Below are 17785 nucleotides of genomic sequence, written 5' to 3' on the forward strand. Positions count from 1 at the left end.
TTTTTTATTCTTCGTCTTCAACTTCAACTACTTGTCTACCGTTGTAGTAGCCTGATGGGCTAACTCTATGAGGCATTCTTGCTTCGCCTGTTTCTTTATCAACGACAAAATTTGCTTTATTTAATCTGTATGCTGAAGCTCTTCTTGAATTTTTCTTAGCTTTAGATGTTTTTCTCTTTGGTACTGCCATCCTAACACCTCCTAACTCTTAATCTTAATCATTTTTAAATAACAATCGTTATTATATATCTATTTTCGGTCTTTGTCAATTATTTTATAAGTTTTCTACTATATGTTGGGTTTCTCTAGCTATCATTAGCTCTTCATTTGTTGGAGTAATAAATACTCTTACCTTACTATCTTTTGCAGAAATTTCTTTTTCTTCCCTAGCGCCATCGTTTAATGCAGGATCTATGCTTATACCTAAGTTTTCAAGTCCTTTTAATATTTCAGCTCTAGCAAAGTCTGAGTTTTCACCGATACCACCAGCAAAGGATATAGCGTCAACTCTTCCTAATAGGGCTGAGTAAGCACCTATATACTTTTTAACCCTATTTATAAACATGTCTAAGGCTATTTGAGCTCTTTCATTTCCTGCTTCTGCAGCTTCTGTAACATCTCTAAAGTCTGAAGAGATTCCTGAAACTCCTAATAATCCTGATTCCTTATTTAATAAGGTATCCATTTGGTCGTAGGATAAGTCGTGTTGTTTACCTATTGTAAACACAACAGCTGGATCTAAATCACCAGATCTTGTACCCATTACTAAACCTTCTAATGGTGTAAGTCCCATTGATGTATCATAGCAATGTCCATTTTTTACAGCACTTATAGATGCTCCATTACCTAAGTGTACTGTTATTACATTTAATTCTTCAGGGTCTTTTTCCATTAATTCTGCTGTTTTTAATGTTACGTACTTGTGGCTTATACCGTGAGCACCATATCTTTTAATCTTATCTTCTGTGTAATATTTGTATGGTATTGCATATAAGGCATTTTCTTGTGGAATATCAGAATGGAAACCTGTATCAACAACAATTACATTAGGTTTTCCTGGTGCCAAGGCTTCAACCCCTTGGATTCCTGCAATAGCTCCTGGATTGTGTAATGGTGCAAATCTCTTTGCGAACTCTAAAGTTTCTAAAACTTCATCATTTACTAATGTTGGTTCAGTAATTGAAGCTCCATGAACTACCCTATGCCCTATAGCTTGGATATCATCTAGGTTGTTAATTATCCCATGTTCCTTATCTAATAAAACTTCAAATAATAATTTTACCGCTTCTGTATGGCTTGGTAGGTATCTTTCAATTACATATGGTTCTGAACCAGGTTTTTTATGCTCAATATTTGAACCTTCAATACCTATTCTTTCAATTAATCCCTTACCATAAACTTCTCCTGATACAGAATTAATATATTGATACTTCAATGATGAACTACCACTATTTAACACTAATATATCCATTCTTACTCCTATCTTCATAAATTATTTTTTTTATATTATAATATTATAATCAATATACTAGTTGATTATATCAAAAATGACAGATTTATTAAAGGCTTAGGAGTATAAATGAAAAATATAGGTATTATCGCTGAATACAATCCAATGCATTTGGGACACATTCATCAAATTAAAGCTATTAAAGAAAAATATCCTCAATCGAATATTATTGTATTAATGAGTGGTTCTTTTGTACAAAGAGGTGAGCCTTCTATTTTGAATAAATTTGATAAGGCAGAAATTGCAGTAAAAAACGGTGTTGACTTGGTTTTAGAAATGCCAAGCATAATTTCCTTACAAAGTGCTGACTATTTCGCTTACTATTCAACAATGATTTTAAATAATTTGAATATATTAGACTATTTATCTTTTGGGGTTGAAAGTAAAGATTTTACTAGTTTAATAGAAAATTTTGAAGCTATATATTTAAATACTCATATGATAGAAAATAAATTAAAAACATATATTGACCAAGGTTTATCCTATAAACATTCTTATATAAGGTCTTTGGATGAACTAGGTATTGATAGTTCTTTTATAAAGGAGCCAAACAATACCCTCGCCTTTAATTATTATAAATCTTTAAGAGAGTTGAAAAGCAATATAAATATACTCCCAGTTTTTAGAAATGATAATGGATATAATAACGATAAAGTATCAGATAAGGCTTTTCAATCTGCAACCACTATTAGAAAACTTGTGCAAGAAAATAAAGATTTTTCAGCCTATGTACCTTTAGAAAGTAAAATAAAATTAGAGAAATCAATTAAGTATTCTTTGGATAACTATAGTGATCTATTTTATTACAAGTCTTTCATAGTACAAAAAGACCCTAGTCAAATAGCTGGATATGAACCAGGGATATTAAATTTATTAAATAAAAATTTTGATAAAACTTTAAGTGAGACTATAGACCTTAGTCACAATAAGAGGCATTCAAAGGCTAGACTTAGAAGATTTATTTTTAATTATTTACTTGATATTACTACTGAAGATGTAAATTCTTTAGATAAAATAAATTATATTCGCCCTCTCGCCTTTAATGACAAGGGTAGACAAGTATTAAAAGAAATCAAAGATAATTCTGAAATTGTAATATTAAATAATTTTACTGATATTAAAGATAATTGTAATAAAAATTTAGTAAATATTGACATGAAATCATATAAACTACATAATATAAGGTCTAAGCAATTGAATAGCTTAGATTATACCCATATGCCTTATATTAAATAGTTTAAAAATGGAGTAAATAATGAAATTTAAAAATTTTTTTGACAAGTATAAAAGTGTTATAAGGGCTATCTTTATAATATTTATAATTTCTATAACAATTTATGTGACAAATAAAGAGATTAAAAATATTAATATGCATGACCTCAAAGTTTTGATGCATGAAATGAGTCTACAAAGTAAAATATTTTTTGTAGTCTTTGGACTCATTTGTTTTTCTTTTGCAACCCTATATGATTTTCTTTTAGTTAAATATTATAAGATGGACATACCTAGCAAAGAAGTCTTTAAGATAGGTTGGATTTCCCAATCTTTCAGTAACTTTATAGGTTTTGCTGGAATGGCTGGTCTTACCCTTAGGGAATTAATGTATGATAAATATAAAATAGACAAGAAGCTAACTAATAGAATATTATTTATAGTATTGTTTTCTGATATGGTAGGGCTCTTTTCTTTAGGCTTGCCTTCAAGTATATCTTTAATAATACAAAAATACTATAGTCTTGTTCCTATACTATTTATAATGTTTCTACTTGTAATAGTATTTATCTTTATAGATATACTACCAATTTCACATTTCATAAAAGATGATGGATCAGTTTTCAAAAGAGAGCAAAGACCTCTTAGATTATACATAACTTTACAATCTACATTTGAATGGTTTTTAGCAGCTTTATTTTTTGCTGTAACTATTAAATATTTCGAACCTAACATACATATTTTACAGGCAGTTACTGTTTATGTTTTAGCTACTATAATAGGATTACTATCAATGATACCTGGTGGTTTAGGAGCCTTTGAGGCATCTGCAATATTCCTATTTTCACTTATAGGATATTCAACACCAAATATAGTTTTATCTTTATTGATATGTAGAGTTTGCTATACAATTATCCCTTGGATTGTAGGTTTGCTTCTATTAGTTTCAAATACTAAAGGCCAAAATAGTGAAGATTTTATTAAAAAAGCTAATTCAATAAGTAAAATTTTAGCCTATGTTTTGCTAGTAGTTGGAGCTTTAATTGTAGCATCTATCCTACTTCCAAGAATATTCTTAAAATACAAGTTTATAAGAAGGATATTCCCAACATATTTGATGGTAATCAACAAACAAATTACCCTAATAGCTGGATTCTCTCTAATGGCAGTTTCAAATGGTATTAGAAATAGAGTTAAATTGGCACATGTTTTATCAATACTATTATTAAGCATTTTAATAGTCCTATATATTCGAAATGGCCAAAGCTACATGGAAATAACAATATGTGCAATTTTAATTTATGCCCTATTTGTTAATAGAAAATATTTTGATGGTTTAGCGGATAGAATATCTGTAAAGAAAATATTAATAGCTAGTGTTTTCTTTTTTATTTTTTACTCCATTTTAGCTGGAGTATATAATTACAAACATAAAATTGATTTCATAAATGGGGTTGGAAAATATAGCTTAAACTATATGACTCAAAAACCACTTAAGACAATGATGCCAGTACTTATAAGTATTTCAATTTATTCCATGTTTTTAGGTTTAGATAGACGATATATGCCATTTAGAACTGTTACAAAAAAAGATATAGAAAAATTTGAAGACTTTCATGAAAAATACCCATATGCACTTACAAGTCATTCATTTTATATGGGAGATAAAAATGTATTTTACAATAGTAAAAATACAGTATCTATGATATATAGACCATATAAGGATAAAATTTTTGTCTTTGGTAACCCTACTGGTCATGTAGAAGATTTTGAAGATGCAATGGATGAATTAATTGAATTAGCATCTGCCCATAAAATGGATGTAGCCTTTTATCAAATATCTGGTCAATATTTAGAATACTTTGTAAATGAAGGCTTTAACTTACTTAAACTAGGTGAAACTGCCCTAGTAAACCTAAATAGCTTCTCTATGGAAGGTAAGAAATTTAAAATCATGAGGAGAACTTTAAATAGTATGGATGGACTAGGACTTAAATTCAAAGTAAATAATCCTCCATTTTCTGACGACTTTTTAAATAAGTTAAATGATATATCTATCGAATGGTTAGGAAAAAGAAAAGAAATGCAGTTTTCAGTAGGAGCTTTTGATAGAACTTACCTACAAGAAGCACCAATATTCACCATAGAAGATGATGATAAAATCTATGCATTTGCAAATATGTTCCCTGTTAAAGGTACCAAAACTTTCTCAATTGACCTTATGCGACATGTAAATGACATGCCTTCTGGTCTTATGGATATGATGTTTTTATCAATAATTAATTGGGGTAAAGCTGAAGGATATGATACTTTCGACCTAGGTGTAGCCCCCCTATCTAATATTGGTAATAAATTGTATGCTTCCACAAAAGAAAAAGCTATAAAATTAGTCTATAAATACGGAAATAAAATATATGGTTTCAAGGGTTTAAGAAAGTTTAAAAACAAATACAATCCTGAATGGAAATCAGTATTCCTTGCCTATAAGGATGAGTTTAATTTAATAGATACACTTATAAAGCAAATAAATCTAATTAACGGCTATGGTGACAAGCAAGCTAATATTTATGATGGCATGGAAGATCTAATTGAAGAAAGAATAAGAAACAAAAGTAATAAGTAATATTTAAAATATAAAACCGACCACATGGTCGGTTTTTTCGTATCATTAATATTTTAATTGTGATCTATTTTCATCAATAACTTTTAATGTGTTTTTTAGGTCATCTGAAGTTTTTGTAAGTAATTGGTCAACATAAGCTAAAGAATTTGTAGCTATTTGTTGGGCTGTAGCTTTTGCTTCTGATACAATTTTTTCTGCTTCAGTATTTGCTTCCACTGTAATGTTATGCTCACTTACTAATTGTTTAATCTTTCTATTAGCTTCGTCATAACCTTTCTTAATATCTTCTTTTGCTTTTTCCTTCATAGCATCAGCTTGTGAATTTGCTTCAGCTAAAATTCTTTCTCTTTCAGAATTTACCCATTGTGCATCCTTAATTTCTTGTGGAATAGCTTCTTTCATATCACTAATTATGCCGTAAACATCTTCAGGATTTACTGAAACTTTTTTTGAAAAAGGAACTGAGTTAGCATCATCCATTAACTCTTCTAATTCTTCTAATAATGAAATAATATCCATATTTCCCCCTAATTAAATTTACTTTTAATTTTTTTTGCTACATTCTCTGGCACTAGCTTCGATACATCTCTATTAAATGAAGCTATTTCTTTTACTATACTTGATGATAAATAAGAATATTGTGGTTCTGCAACCATAAATAAAGTTTCTATATTATTTTTAGAATAGAACTTATTCATTTGAGCCAATTGTAATTCTGTTTCATAATCAGAAACAGCTCTGATGCCTCTAATAATCGCATCTACATTATTTTCTTCAACAAAATCAATAAGTAGTCCAGAATATTTAGCTATTTTAATGTTATCATAATCATACAATAACTCTTCTAACATTTCAATTCTTTCATCCATATCAAATAAATAATTTTTTCTTGGATTTATTAGTAAACAAACTATAACTTCTTCATAAATATTAGCAGCCCTTTTGATAATATCTAAGTGACCATTTGTTACTGGGTCAAAACTACCCGGATATACTACCTTCATACTTCCATCCTATAAAATTTTAAATGTTTTTTTCCATATTTTTTCTCATATACTAAATTTAATTCTTTAATATCTTTCGAGTAATCATAGTCATCATTTGACTCTAATATAAATAAAGCATCTTTAAAATACTTTCTATCCACCATTAATTTAAGAGCTTCAATATAATAGTCTGACTCATAAGGTGGATCAATATAAACATAATCAATATTTTCTCTGATAGTCAAAATATTTTTCTTATAATCAAACTCTAAAATTTCAGCCTTATCTGCTAGTTTGGTATGGTCTAGATTCCATTTTAGGTCATTTACATTAGACCTGTCTTTTTCTGAAAAGTATACTTTCTTAGCGCCTCTACTTAAAAACTCTATACCTATATTACCAGTAGCTGCAAATAAGTCTAAACATACAGCATCTTCATCTATAGGCTGGATAATATTAAACAAGGATTCTTTTATCCTATCTTCCGTAGGCCTAGCCCTAGAATCAATTGGTCCTCTCAATTTATGCCCTTTTCTTAATCCACTAATAACTCTTAAAGCCATATTACCTCAATTCATAATAATATCTTTATATTTATATAGTTCCTCGTTTATAATTTTCTCTAAACTACTATTAATTTTCAAGTCTTCATTTATCAATTTATTTACATCTGCTAGTAATTGTTCATTATATAATAATGAATTATCTATGTATATAAATCCTGATTGGTTTCTTCCATATAGATCACCCCTACCACGCATTTCTAGGTCTTTGTTGGCAATCTTAAATCCATCATTGTTTTTAGATATAAAATCTAGTTTTTCATCATTTTTAATCTTCTCTGAACTAACAAAGAAACAATATGATTGTATATCAGACCTACCAACCCTACCCCTTAGCTGGTGGAGTTGTGATAAACCAAACTGGTTTGCATTATAAATAATCATTGTATTTGCATTTGGGACATCTATACCTACTTCTACAATAGATGTTGCTATAAGCATATCTATTTGACCATTAGCAAATCTATTTTGTATGTCTATTTTTTTTTCAGAATCTAGTTCACCATATAAACATTCTATCTTTATCTTTTTATTAAAATACTTATCTAGTTTCTTTTTCATTAAATGAACAGATTCTAAATCATCAGTATCTTCTACTCTTGATACAACAAGGTAAACTTGCCTACCTTCAAGAATTTGCTTATAGGCAAAATCAATAAACTTCTTTTCCTGGTATATAGTCATATAAGCTGATTTTATTTCTAATCTATCTGATGGCATAGTATCCATATAAGTTAAAGATAAATCATCATATAAGGCTAAAGCCAAGGTCCTTGGAATAGGTGTAGCAGAAAGCAAAAGTATTTCTGGGCTTTCACCCTTATCTATGATAGCTTTTCTTTGGTTAACACCAAACCTTTGTTGCTCGTCAACCACAACTAAGCCAAGATTTCTATAGATAATCTTATCTTGATAAAGTGCATGGGTACCAAAGATTATATCTATTTCAGAATTTTTTAGCTTTTCATAAATTATTTTTTTATCTTTTGTACTAGTAGAGCCAGTTAAAATAGCGGATTTAATACCTAGTTTATTGAATAAACCTTTATGTTTATCATAGTGTTGTTGGGCTAAAATCTCAGTTGGAGCCATGAAGGCTACCTGGTAAGAATTTAAGATAGCCTGATAAGCAGCAAATATAGCTACAAGGGTTTTACCTGAGCCTACATCACCAATTACCAGCCTATTCATCCTACTTTTACTTCCCATATCTGCAAATATATCTTTTATCGCAAGTTCTTGTGATTTAGTCAAAGCAAAGTCTAAATAATTTTTCAATATATTTACATCATATATTTTATAAGTAAGAGATTTTTTGTTAAGTTCGTCTCTATACATCTTAGATACTATTTTTTCCAGCAGTATATTTCTAAAATAATAACTATATATAGAATCATATAAGGATAAATTATCCTTTGGATCATGTAGATTTTTATACATAGTATTTATTTCTTCTATTTTATATTTGCTTAAAATTTCTTTATCTAAATATTCATCTATTATAAATTCACTTGTAAATAAATACTCTTTAAATTTACTTAATTCTTTATTAGATATACCTTTTATAGTCTTATATATAGGAACTATAGAACCTATATTATCATCACTAAGGCTATCTACTAATGGATTTATTAGTGCATTTTTTTCTTGGTCATACTTACCAAAAAATTTATAAGTCTTATTAACTACAATTTTTCTTGGAGTAAATCTATCATTATACCAGATTAAATTAATAAATCCTGTTTCATCCTTAGCTTTTGCCCTACTTACAGACTTATTTTTCCCGTAAAAATAAGTTTTGCTAATTTCAATTATATTTAATTCAAAATATTGTTTAATGTCAGGGACAGCATTTATTACATCTACCTTTTTAGACCTATCTTCATAGTTTTTAGGCAAATATTTATATAAGTCTAACAAAGAAAAAATCCCCATATTATTGAGGATTTCTTCTTTCTTTTTTCCTATCCCTTTGATATTCAAAAGATTCATATTATTCAATAGATGCTATATAGTAATATAGTGGTTGTCCACCAAAGTTTAATTCTATATCTAAATCAGAGAATTTTTCTTCTAATTTTTCATATAGATCTTCAGCATCTTCTTCATCTACATCTTCCCCATAATAAAGAGTTATAATTTCAGAATCTTCATCTATAGATTTATCAATTAAATCTATAAATGTATCTTCTAAATTCTCTCCTTTTACTATAATGTCACCATCTTTTAGACCAATAAAATCATCTTTTTTGATTTCTAAGTCTCCATTTTTTGTATCTCTTACTGCAAATGTTAATTGTAATGAAGTAAGGTCTTCGATAGCATCATTCATAGTTTCAATATTATCTTCTAATGAACTTTCACTGTTAAAATTAATCAAGGCAGCAAAAGACTCAGGTATAGATTTTGTTTCTACAACTACTAAATTGTTATCAACTAGATCTACTGCCTGTTTGGCAGCTAAAATAATATTTTTATTATTTGGGAAAATAAATACATTGTCAGCATTTACTTTATTTACAGCTTCAACTATATCTTCTGTAGAAGGATTCATTGTTTGTCCACCAACTATAATATTATCTACATTTAAGCTGTTAAATATTTCATTAAATCCTTCACCAATGGATACTGCTACAAAACCATATTCTTTTCTTACTAAATTTACATGCTCTTCTTTTTCTTGAGCTTCTTTAAGCTTATTAACTTCTGCGTTTTGGAATCTCATATTTTCAATTTTAATATCTGATAATTCTCCACGTTTTCTAGCTAATGAAAGTATCAAACCTGGATCATCAGTATGGATATGAGTTTTAATTAATTCATCATCACCTACAGATACGATAGAATCACCATATTTCATGATTTCATTTTTGAAATCTTCATATGATTGACTACCATCATGGTGAATTAAAAATTCTGTACAATAGCCATAAATTATATCTTCTGGTTTTACATCTGAATGGTGGCTTATTGTTTTTGCCAAGTTAATATTTTCAATATCTTCAGTACTAATATCTGAAACTATCTCTTCACCAATTAAAGCTTTATAAACACCTTCAAGTAATAATACCAATCCTTGGCCACCAGCATCTACTACTCCAGCTTCTTTTAATACAGGTAGCATTTCTGGTGTTTGGTCTAAGGCTCTTTGTCCAGCTCTTATAGAATCTGATAAGAATAGAATAATATCATCATATTTGATATATTCTGCCCTAGCAAATTCAGCAATTTTTCTAGATACAGTTAAAATTGTACCTTCAGTAGGTTTTAATACTGCCTTATAAGCTGTTTCTTTTGCTGATTCAAATGCTTCTACTAAATTTATTATTTCTATCTTATCAACTTGTTGAAAAACTGTAGCCATACCACGGCATAATTGAGATAAAATAACTCCTGAATTACCTCTGGCTCCCATAAGAGAACCATTAGATAGAGCCTTAGCAACTGACTCCATAGTATTTTCAGATTCTGCTAATTTATTTATTACTGATTTCATAGTCAAGGACATGTTTGTTCCAGTATCTCCATCTGGAACCGGAAATACGTTTAATCCATTAACATATTCCTTGTTTGATTCAAGATTTGTTTGAGCGCCACGAATGGCTAATCTTAAATCTTCATAGTTTAAACTATTCATCATACCTCCATTAAATCCTAATTCTTTGAACAATTATGTTCACAGAATTTACCTTTAGCCCTGTATTGTTTTCTACAGTATATTTTACTTTTTCTATAATATTATCTGCTACTACAGATATTCTAACTCCAAATTCTAACATAACACTAAGGTCAATATCCACTACATTATTATTAATAGTAACATTTACCCCCTTAGTTTTATTTCCAACTTTTAATAATTCAAATAAGCCATCTTTTGTATTTTGAGCTACTAAGCCTACGATACCATAAGATTCTTGTGCAGATTCAGCTGCTAAAGTTGCAATAACTTTTTCATCTAAAACAATTTCACCGTATTTATTATTAATTATAGCTGACATCTTCTCCTCCTATTATTCGATTAATAACTAAATTATATCAGTCATAACAATAACTTGCAATAATTTATATAACTATGGTATAATAACTCGAGTAATAGTAAAATCAGTCAAACAGGAGGAAACAATGGCAAAAGAATGCTTTTACCTAGGTAAAAAGAAAAAATCAGGTAACTATGTGTCTTTCTCAAACAAGAAGAATAAAAGAGCTTTTAAGCCAAACTTAAAGAGAGTTAGAGCTGTTGTAGATGGTAAGGTAAAAAAAATCTGGGTATCTACAGAAGCTATCAAGTCAGGCTTAGTTGAAAGACCTGTAACAGACACACAAGTTGATGGTGAATAATTTTAATTTGGATGACTCAGTCATCCATTTTTATTTTAAATAAATTATAAAAGTAATGCCCCAGAAATCAAAGTTCTGGGGCTAATTATTTACTAGTAATCCTATTATTTAAATACTATGTGCTTATTTAATTATGGTAACTTGTATAAAATAGAATTTAAATACATTTTTGTATATATTTTCATTAACTTATGTTATAATATTAACAATGAGTACTTTATCCTTTATTCTAATAAAAAACTATAAAACTTAATTAAGAAAGAGAGGTAAAACTATGGACTAAAATCTTGAATTTCTACATATTAATTCTACTCATAATATAATTGGTCAGCAAATATCTAATCATTGGATAATAAATAGTATCGATGAAAATATAATTTATTTTTTTATATAATCCATGAAGGAGGATCATTATGAAAAAACTTTTGATGTTACTTAGTGTCATTCTAGCAATCGTAATTATAGTACCAAGTGTGAGTTTTGCGTTTACTATAGAAAATCATAATACTGTTGCTGAATTCGATAAAAGAATAGAAAAGACTAAAGAAGTTGCCAATAATTTACTTACAAGTTTAGATAAAAATTCAAATCTAAATAATTTAACCTTATTAAAAAATTTAAATGGTGATATTGAAGCAGTTTTATTTTCATTAGATAAAACAGGATATATTATTGTAAATATTAACGATTTCACTGTACCAGAATTTAGTTTAGAACGCAAAAATCCATTTAATAATGTAAAAAATCCTATATATAACGGTCCATTAAATTACTATAGTAAAAAAGATTTAAATACTGCTTTAAACATTAAAGATTCAACAATTATAGAAAAACATAATTTTGCAAATATTTATGCTAATAAAAAAATTAATTTAGAAGAACTAAATTTATTCACATACAAAAACTCTAATAATGATGTAGTGCCTTATGGTAACTTAAATACTATAAAAAAATTACCCGGCACATTGAAAACTTGGTATATAGATGGTAATAATTGTGGATCAATTGCTAGTGCAATTACAATGCGATACTATTATGATTATATAGATAAAAATTACGTAAGTTCTTCAAAAATATCAAAAAATAACTTAATTAGTCTAATGCAAAAATATGTAGGCTATGGTCGTACTGGATATTCAAATTTAAAAAATGGTTTAAATAGGTATTTTAGAGATAGAGGCATAAACAATTCAGTAGTATCATTAAATTATTTCAGCTATTATAGATTAGTAAATAGGATAGATAGAAATAGACCTGTAATTGTAGGAACACTAAATGATAAAAAATTTAGAAATCACTGGATAATAGCTCATGGCTATGCTGAAATGAATTTTGGTCATACAAGTAGTTCAGATTATATAATAGTAAATGACGGCTGGAAAAATAATGATGTTTGGGTAAATATAAAATCAGCATCATTTGATGGATTAATATACTTTGAAAAATAGAGGTATTATATGAGAAAAATAATATATATAGTTACTCTTATATTTACATTACTTATACTAGTAGCTTGCCAAAATAAAAAATTGTCTGATATATTGGATATTAAAGAGGATAAGGTACAAAAAATAGTTGTAGAAACAACGATGACTGAAGATAAATCAGATCTTGTACTGGAAAAAAAAGATTATAAAAAATTCCTAGACAAGATTTTATCCTACAATATTGTAGAGGAAAAAGAATATGACGGCACAAAAGGTTGGCAATATTTAATAAGAATAAAATCTGATAAAGATATTTTTTTTTCAATATCGGATAATATAATTTATTTAGATGATAAAATGTATATTTCAAATAATTTAAATAAGAATGATTTACTATATTTATTTAAAAATAAATAAGATAAATACTTACTTTCAAAACTTATATATTCATATAGCTGAGCGTTAAAATTCGAAAAATATATTAATGCCCCAGAAATCAAAGTTCTGGGGCTAATTATTTACTAGTAATTCTATTATTCATATACAATATGATTGTTTACTTGTGGAAGCTTAGAAAACTCATTATATATGTCATCTATATTTTTATCTCCTATCCATTCTGCCATAACTATTTCATAGTCTTCAGTGTTATGAATAGTAAAAAGCGGATTGCTACTAATAAAGTTATAATAAATTGGGTATAGTTCCAAAGTATCCCTTGATTGAATCAATACAAAATCATTTTCTGGAGATATTGTTGCATCTATAGCATTTGGTCTTCTTTCTAAGATATCTCTCCATGTAAGTTTTGTAGCTTGAGTTTTAGCAATATTGATTATAGGTGTTATATTCAAATCAAACTTTCTGTATATTCTATTTCCGCTAGTAGAACTTATTTCTTGGTCTATACCTGATATAAATTTCCAACCATTCCTAATTCTTTGGAGTCCAACTCTGGATAAATCTGCTTTCAAATCTATAGAGTTTAAATCTTGACTAGTGAAAATTAGATTGGCATTTTCCTTAAATGTTGTTTGATATATTTCAACACCGTTAGGACCAGCTATTTCACTTATTTGTAATGGTGATTTTTTTGATAGTTCTTGGATATCAAATATATTATAACTTTCCGATATATTGCTTTTACTATGGTCGAAATTTGTAACAGCTATATAATCCTTATCAACATAGTCTATCCTTCTATATAAATTATCCTGAATAGAATTTGTTTTTTTATTTTCTTCAGAAAAAGTTGGATTGGCAGTTAATTTTTGATGGTTAAAGGAACCATCTCTATTATCTAAGATTTCTTGTTCAACAGTCCACAAGTCTGTTGTTTTAGGTAAAACAATATCCCTTACTTTTAATACGTCTGGGGATTCATCATCTTTATTTTTTTTCATATAATAAGTGTAATAATTGTGCTTAGTAAAATTACTTACAGCAGTATCTCTTTGCCTAAAAGATATGGCCAAGGCAAATTTTCTATCATTTGCTCCTTGATTACCTGTTATCATACCTTTAACTTGTTCGTATTTTTCTTGGGCTACACTTTTACTTACTTCACTTTTTTTATCGTAAATACTAATATTACCTAGATATATAGTAAGCAGTCTTGAATCAGGTAAGAGTATAAATTCTTGAGATATGGCTACATTATTAGATAACTCATATACCTTTATCATAACATCACTTTGACCAATTTCTTTTGGTGGATTAGTAATTTTGTTTTTCATATATAAGTCATAATTAACTAGTCTTGAATTAATTTTAGGATCTAATATGTATGAGTCCTTAAAATTTACCACCTCTTTGGAAATAAATAATTCTTCCGCTTCAATATTTTCTAATGTTTTCTCATCAGCAATATTATATTCGTATACTTTTTCCCAAATACCCTGTATACCTAAAGCAACTTCAGGTTTATTTATAATATTTAACTTATCATTATCTCTATTATCCTTTTTTGAACATGAAACTAGTAATAGCAATGAAAGCAATAACAACAATATTTTATTCTTCTTCAACATCTTCATCCTCCGCTAATGGTAGCTCAAAAGAAACTGTTGTCCCTTTATCTAAAACACTTGATATTTCTAATATTCCATTATGTTTTACTATTATTTCTTCACAAATAGATAAACCTAGACCTGTCCTAGATTGAGCTGATGAACCTTTATAAAATTTAGTTGTAACTTTTTTAATTTCTTCTTCACTTATACCAATTCCTGAGTCAATAACACTACATTTAACAATGCGTTTTTCTTTATCAATTTCAAGTGACACTACAACGCTGCCACCTGCATCAGTAAATTTTATAGCGTTATCTATGATATTAATAAACACTTGCTTCAATCTGTTTTCATCGGCAATTAAAATAACTTCACTATCAGTATAATCTAAAATTAGATCCACTTCTTTTTGAGTACTTCTTGGTTTCATTTGCTTTACGATGTTTTTCACAATAGGAATTAAATCTAATTTCGATTTACTTAAAGTAAATGATGGAGATGTAAATCTTGAAAAATCTAATAAATCTTCTACCATGTCAGATAATCTGTCTGATTCAGATTCTATAATTTTTAAACCTTCATTTCTGGTTTCATCATCTAAGCTTGAATCTTGCAAAGTTAATGCCCAACCTTTGATTGATGTCAAAGGTGTCCTAAGTTCATGTGATACAGAAGATATAAAATCATTTTTCATTTCTTCTTTAAGCAAAATATTTTCACTTAATTGATCCATAACTTCAGCTAATTCACCAATTTCACCAGCATATGGCATATTTGATTTTTCCTCATATTGACCATTTGATAATTTCCTAGCTAAACTTGTTAACATATTTACAGGCTTCAATAATTTACCACTAAAGTAATATAATAAAGCAAAGCCAGAAAGTAAGGAAATTAATCCAAATAATATAAATATGACCATTCTTTTTCCTATTTCAAAGTTTACTTGATCCAAAGAAGTAATAGTTCTCAATATACCTATTTGACTATTATTTGTTGTAATAGGATAATTTAATGACATTTTATTATGAATATTATCTATTATAAACTTATAAGATTCATTATCTTTTAGTAGACTATTTGGATCAATAGCTTTTTCCCCTACCACAGATGAACCTAAGCTATCATAATAGACTAAACCATTATTATCTAATAATTGAACTTGACCATCTATATTATTTAAAAATTCAAATCTTTCGTTCAATACTACATCACTTAAAGTGTAAGAAGAAATATATGAATCATATAATTCCGTTGAGTAAATAGATTGAGAAAGCATATTGTTTTTTAAAGTATTGTAGTAATAATCTCTAACTGAAAAAAAAGAAAACACCACAAACACTGATACAAATATAAAGAATATTAGCATATAATAAAAAATTAAACTAAACTTTAAGCTTTCTTTTTTCTGATTTATGTAATCTGCTAATTTCCCCATCTATAACCTACGCCCCATACTGTATGTAAATATTTTGGTTTGGCAGAATCATCCTCTATTTTAGTTCTGATTCTTCTAATGTTTACGTCAATAATCTTGGTATCAGCCTTGCTATCATTTCCCCAAGCTTTCTCAAGTAGATCTTCTCTTGTAAATGCTTTACCTTCATTTTCCATAAATATTTTTATTAATGATAATTCTGTAGGAGTAAGATCTATTACAACTCCATCTTTAGTGAATTGTTTAGAATAAGAATCTAATTTAAATGGTCCATATTCTAAGCTAGAATTATTCGAACTTTCAAAATTATGAGAAAAATCTAATCTTCTAATTAATGAATTTATTCTTAATATTAACTCTTGTGGATTAAAAGGCTTATTCATATAATCATCAGCCCCTTTTTCTAATCCTAATATCCTATCTACATCTTGAGATTTTGCTGTAAGCATGATAATACCTATTCCAGGCATTTCATTTCTTAAAATATCACACACTTCAAAACCATCAATCCCTGGTAGCATAACATCTAATATGGCTACATCTGGTTTTTCCTTAAAGGCTATTTCCACACCTTCTTCACCTGACCCAGCTTCTAAAACTTCATAGCCTGCTTTTTCAATATTTATTTTTGTAAATTTTCTTATAGCTAATTCGTCCTCAACTAACAAAATTTTCTTAGTCATTTACTTCTCCTACTAAATTTTCATATAAATTATAAATATATTTTTCATATTTACTTTTTATTACTTTTCCCCTAAGACTAGATACAGATATATCCTTGCTAAAATCAAGCTTATAAGCTACCAATTGCTGGTCTTTATACCTCTTATCCCTATCTTCGATACCATATCTCCTATCACCTAAGATAGGATGACCTATATCGGATAAGCTAACTCTAATTTGATGGGTCCTACCAGTTAACAATTCTATCTCTACCAAAGAATAATCATCATTAAACTGTATAGGTCTAATTATAGTTTTTGATTTTTTCCCAGATTTTACAACATGTACTTGGTTGTTATCGTCTTTTTCTAATTGATTTATAATTTCAATTTTTTTATCAATCTTTCCATGTACGATTGCTAGGTAAAATTTAGATATTTTTTCCTGCTCTTGGTTTAGCTTTAGTAAACTTTCTCTATTTTTTGCACCTATAACTAGACCTCTTGTATTTCTGTCTAATCTATTGACAATTGCCGGTCTAAAACTAGTTTCAAGCCTAGGAATATATTCTCCATTTGAAATCATTAAATCTATCATAAAATCCACTAAGTTTTTTCCATAATCTGACTTATCTGCAGCATGAACAAGGATATTTTGGTCTTTATCCATAATCATTACATCAGAATTTTCGAAGGCAATATCTACATCTATTAGAGACTTAAACGGCTTATTTTCTTCCATCCATTTTTCCAATTCTTCATCATAAATATATAGGTAAAGAATATCCCCTTCTTTTAATTTATAATTAGATTCAACTCTTTTTTTATTTACTTTTATTTTTTTCTTTCTTATCCATTTATACAAGAGCGAATTCGGTGCCTTGTTTAAATATTTATTAAGAAATTTTATCAATGTTTGCTGTGAATCGTTAGATTCTATCTTAATTTTTCTCATTTATTTTTAATCCTTTTTATGTTATTATTGTAGCATACTTGAGTAATAATGAGTAGATG

Annotated in this window: 17 protein-coding genes; 5 read left to right on the forward strand and 12 right to left on the reverse strand. The window is 28.0% G+C overall.

Going from position 1 to position 17785, the window contains the following annotated elements; all coding sequences use genetic code 11:
• Positions 1-4: 4 nt before the first annotated feature.
• Both rpmF and Q0U66_RS00010 read right to left on the reverse strand, forming a co-directional pair.
• Positions 5-190, reverse strand: a complete 186-nt coding sequence (rpmF, locus tag Q0U66_RS00005; RefSeq protein ID WP_103980979.1) for a 50S ribosomal protein L32 — start codon at positions 188-190, stop codon at positions 5-7.
• 84 nt (positions 191-274) lie between these two features.
• A complete protein-coding gene (locus Q0U66_RS00010) occupies positions 275-1471 on the reverse strand; it encodes an acetate kinase (protein ID WP_297376103.1) in 1197 nt (398 codons plus the stop codon).
• Positions 1472-1579: 108 nt separating this feature from the next.
• Here Q0U66_RS00010 and Q0U66_RS00015 point away from each other — a divergent pair, with 108 nt between their 5' ends.
• Positions 1580-2746: a nucleotidyltransferase family protein gene (locus Q0U66_RS00015; RefSeq protein WP_297376106.1), complete on the forward strand. Its 1167-nt coding sequence runs from the start codon at positions 1580-1582 to the stop codon at positions 2744-2746.
• A gap of 19 nt (positions 2747-2765) precedes the next feature.
• The gene (gene mprF / locus Q0U66_RS00020; protein ID WP_297376109.1) at positions 2766-5345 is read left to right on the forward strand and encodes a bifunctional lysylphosphatidylglycerol flippase/synthetase MprF; all 2580 of its coding nucleotides are present in this window, start codon (positions 2766-2768) and stop codon (positions 5343-5345) included.
• Positions 5346-5390: 45 nt separating this feature from the next.
• Here mprF and Q0U66_RS00025 read toward each other — a convergent pair whose 3' ends face one another.
• From Q0U66_RS00025 to Q0U66_RS00050, 6 genes are read right to left on the reverse strand one after another with little or no spacing between them, the layout of a single operon-like run.
• The gene (locus tag Q0U66_RS00025; protein ID WP_297376112.1) at positions 5391-5864 is read right to left on the reverse strand and encodes an ATPase; all 474 of its coding nucleotides are present in this window, start codon (positions 5862-5864) and stop codon (positions 5391-5393) included.
• An 8-nt stretch (positions 5865-5872) separates the two neighbouring features.
• The gene (coaD, locus tag Q0U66_RS00030; RefSeq protein WP_297376115.1) at positions 5873-6349 is read right to left on the reverse strand and encodes a pantetheine-phosphate adenylyltransferase; all 477 of its coding nucleotides are present in this window, start codon (positions 6347-6349) and stop codon (positions 5873-5875) included.
• Positions 6346-6894 carry a 16S rRNA (guanine(966)-N(2))-methyltransferase RsmD gene (gene rsmD, locus Q0U66_RS00035; protein WP_297376118.1) on the reverse strand — a complete coding sequence of 183 codons (549 nt, stop codon included), beginning with the start codon at positions 6892-6894 and terminating at the stop codon, positions 6346-6348. The genes coaD and rsmD overlap by 4 nt, the downstream gene beginning before the upstream one ends.
• Before the next feature lie 6 nt (positions 6895-6900).
• The gene (locus Q0U66_RS00040; protein ID WP_297376238.1) at positions 6901-8886 is read right to left on the reverse strand and encodes an ATP-dependent DNA helicase RecG; all 1986 of its coding nucleotides are present in this window, start codon (positions 8884-8886) and stop codon (positions 6901-6903) included.
• Position 8887: 1 nt separating this feature from the next.
• Entirely contained in the window at positions 8888-10531 is a 1644-nt protein-coding gene (locus tag Q0U66_RS00045; protein ID WP_297376121.1) for a DAK2 domain-containing protein, read from the reverse strand.
• Between the two features lie 10 nt (positions 10532-10541).
• Entirely contained in the window at positions 10542-10892 is a 351-nt protein-coding gene (locus Q0U66_RS00050) for an Asp23/Gls24 family envelope stress response protein (RefSeq protein ID WP_297376124.1), read from the reverse strand.
• A 124-nt stretch (positions 10893-11016) separates the two neighbouring features.
• On the opposite strand from Q0U66_RS00050, the gene rpmB reads away from it, so the two are divergent.
• The 3 genes from rpmB (at position 11017) to Q0U66_RS00065 (ending at position 13076) form a co-directional block, all read left to right on the forward strand.
• Entirely contained in the window at positions 11017-11232 is a 216-nt protein-coding gene (rpmB, locus tag Q0U66_RS00055; RefSeq protein WP_297376128.1) for a 50S ribosomal protein L28, read from the forward strand.
• A 413-nt stretch (positions 11233-11645) separates the two neighbouring features.
• Positions 11646-12680, forward strand: a complete 1035-nt coding sequence (locus Q0U66_RS00060; RefSeq protein ID WP_297376131.1) for a hypothetical protein — start codon at positions 11646-11648, stop codon at positions 12678-12680.
• Positions 12681-12689: 9 nt separating this feature from the next.
• Positions 12690-13076 carry a hypothetical protein gene (locus Q0U66_RS00065; protein WP_297376134.1) on the forward strand — a complete coding sequence of 129 codons (387 nt, stop codon included), beginning with the start codon at positions 12690-12692 and terminating at the stop codon, positions 13074-13076.
• 116 nt (positions 13077-13192) lie between these two features.
• Here Q0U66_RS00065 and Q0U66_RS00070 read toward each other — a convergent pair whose 3' ends face one another.
• From Q0U66_RS00070 to Q0U66_RS00085, 4 genes are all read right to left on the reverse strand, one after another.
• The gene (locus tag Q0U66_RS00070) at positions 13193-14689 is read right to left on the reverse strand and encodes a hypothetical protein (protein ID WP_297376137.1); all 1497 of its coding nucleotides are present in this window, start codon (positions 14687-14689) and stop codon (positions 13193-13195) included.
• Positions 14673-16004, reverse strand: a complete 1332-nt coding sequence (locus Q0U66_RS00075; RefSeq protein WP_297376140.1) for a HAMP domain-containing sensor histidine kinase — start codon at positions 16002-16004, stop codon at positions 14673-14675. The genes Q0U66_RS00070 and Q0U66_RS00075 overlap by 17 nt, the downstream gene beginning before the upstream one ends.
• A 92-nt stretch (positions 16005-16096) precedes the next feature.
• Positions 16097-16792 (reverse strand): response regulator transcription factor, encoded by a 696-nt coding sequence (locus tag Q0U66_RS00080; protein ID WP_297376142.1) that lies wholly within the window; start codon positions 16790-16792, stop codon positions 16097-16099.
• On the reverse strand, positions 16785-17726 hold the full coding sequence (locus Q0U66_RS00085; RefSeq protein ID WP_297376145.1) for an RluA family pseudouridine synthase: 942 nt from the start codon (positions 17724-17726) through the stop codon (positions 16785-16787). Before Q0U66_RS00085 ends, Q0U66_RS00080 begins: the two co-directional genes overlap by 8 nt.
• Positions 17727-17785: the final 59 nt, after the last annotated feature.

The organism is uncultured Helcococcus sp., from assembly GCF_946998255.1.
Lineage (GTDB): Bacteria > Bacillota > Clostridia > Tissierellales > Peptoniphilaceae > Helcococcus.

What these genes read in the sequence shown, in the direction of transcription:
- rpmF (WP_103980979.1), bottom strand. Translation starts at nt 190, where the DNA reads ATGGCAGTACCAAAGAGAAAAACATCTAAAGCTAAGAAAAATTCAAGA.
- Q0U66_RS00010 (WP_297376103.1), bottom strand. Translation starts at nt 1,471, where the DNA reads ATGGATATATTAGTGTTAAATAGTGGTAGTTCATCATTGAAGTATCAA.
- Q0U66_RS00015 (WP_297376106.1), top strand. Translation starts at nt 1,580, where the DNA reads ATGAAAAATATAGGTATTATCGCTGAATACAATCCAATGCATTTGGGA.
- mprF (WP_297376109.1), top strand. Translation starts at nt 2,766, where the DNA reads ATGAAATTTAAAAATTTTTTTGACAAGTATAAAAGTGTTATAAGGGCT.
- Q0U66_RS00025 (WP_297376112.1), bottom strand. Translation starts at nt 5,864, where the DNA reads ATGGATATTATTTCATTATTAGAAGAATTAGAAGAGTTAATGGATGAT.
- coaD (WP_297376115.1), bottom strand. Translation starts at nt 6,349, where the DNA reads ATGAAGGTAGTATATCCGGGTAGTTTTGACCCAGTAACAAATGGTCAC.
- rsmD (WP_297376118.1), bottom strand. Translation starts at nt 6,894, where the DNA reads ATGGCTTTAAGAGTTATTAGTGGATTAAGAAAAGGGCATAAATTGAGA.
- Q0U66_RS00040 (WP_297376238.1), bottom strand. Translation starts at nt 8,886, where the DNA reads ATGAATCTTTTGAATATCAAAGGGATAGGAAAAAAGAAAGAAGAAATC.
- Q0U66_RS00045 (WP_297376121.1), bottom strand. Translation starts at nt 10,531, where the DNA reads ATGAATAGTTTAAACTATGAAGATTTAAGATTAGCCATTCGTGGCGCT.
- Q0U66_RS00050 (WP_297376124.1), bottom strand. Translation starts at nt 10,892, where the DNA reads ATGTCAGCTATAATTAATAATAAATACGGTGAAATTGTTTTAGATGAA.
- rpmB (WP_297376128.1), top strand. Translation starts at nt 11,017, where the DNA reads ATGGCAAAAGAATGCTTTTACCTAGGTAAAAAGAAAAAATCAGGTAAC.
- Q0U66_RS00060 (WP_297376131.1), top strand. Translation starts at nt 11,646, where the DNA reads ATGAAAAAACTTTTGATGTTACTTAGTGTCATTCTAGCAATCGTAATT.
- Q0U66_RS00065 (WP_297376134.1), top strand. Translation starts at nt 12,690, where the DNA reads ATGAGAAAAATAATATATATAGTTACTCTTATATTTACATTACTTATA.
- Q0U66_RS00070 (WP_297376137.1), bottom strand. Translation starts at nt 14,689, where the DNA reads ATGTTGAAGAAGAATAAAATATTGTTGTTATTGCTTTCATTGCTATTA.
- Q0U66_RS00080 (WP_297376142.1), bottom strand. Translation starts at nt 16,792, where the DNA reads ATGACTAAGAAAATTTTGTTAGTTGAGGACGAATTAGCTATAAGAAAA.
- Q0U66_RS00085 (WP_297376145.1), bottom strand. Translation starts at nt 17,726, where the DNA reads ATGAGAAAAATTAAGATAGAATCTAACGATTCACAGCAAACATTGATA.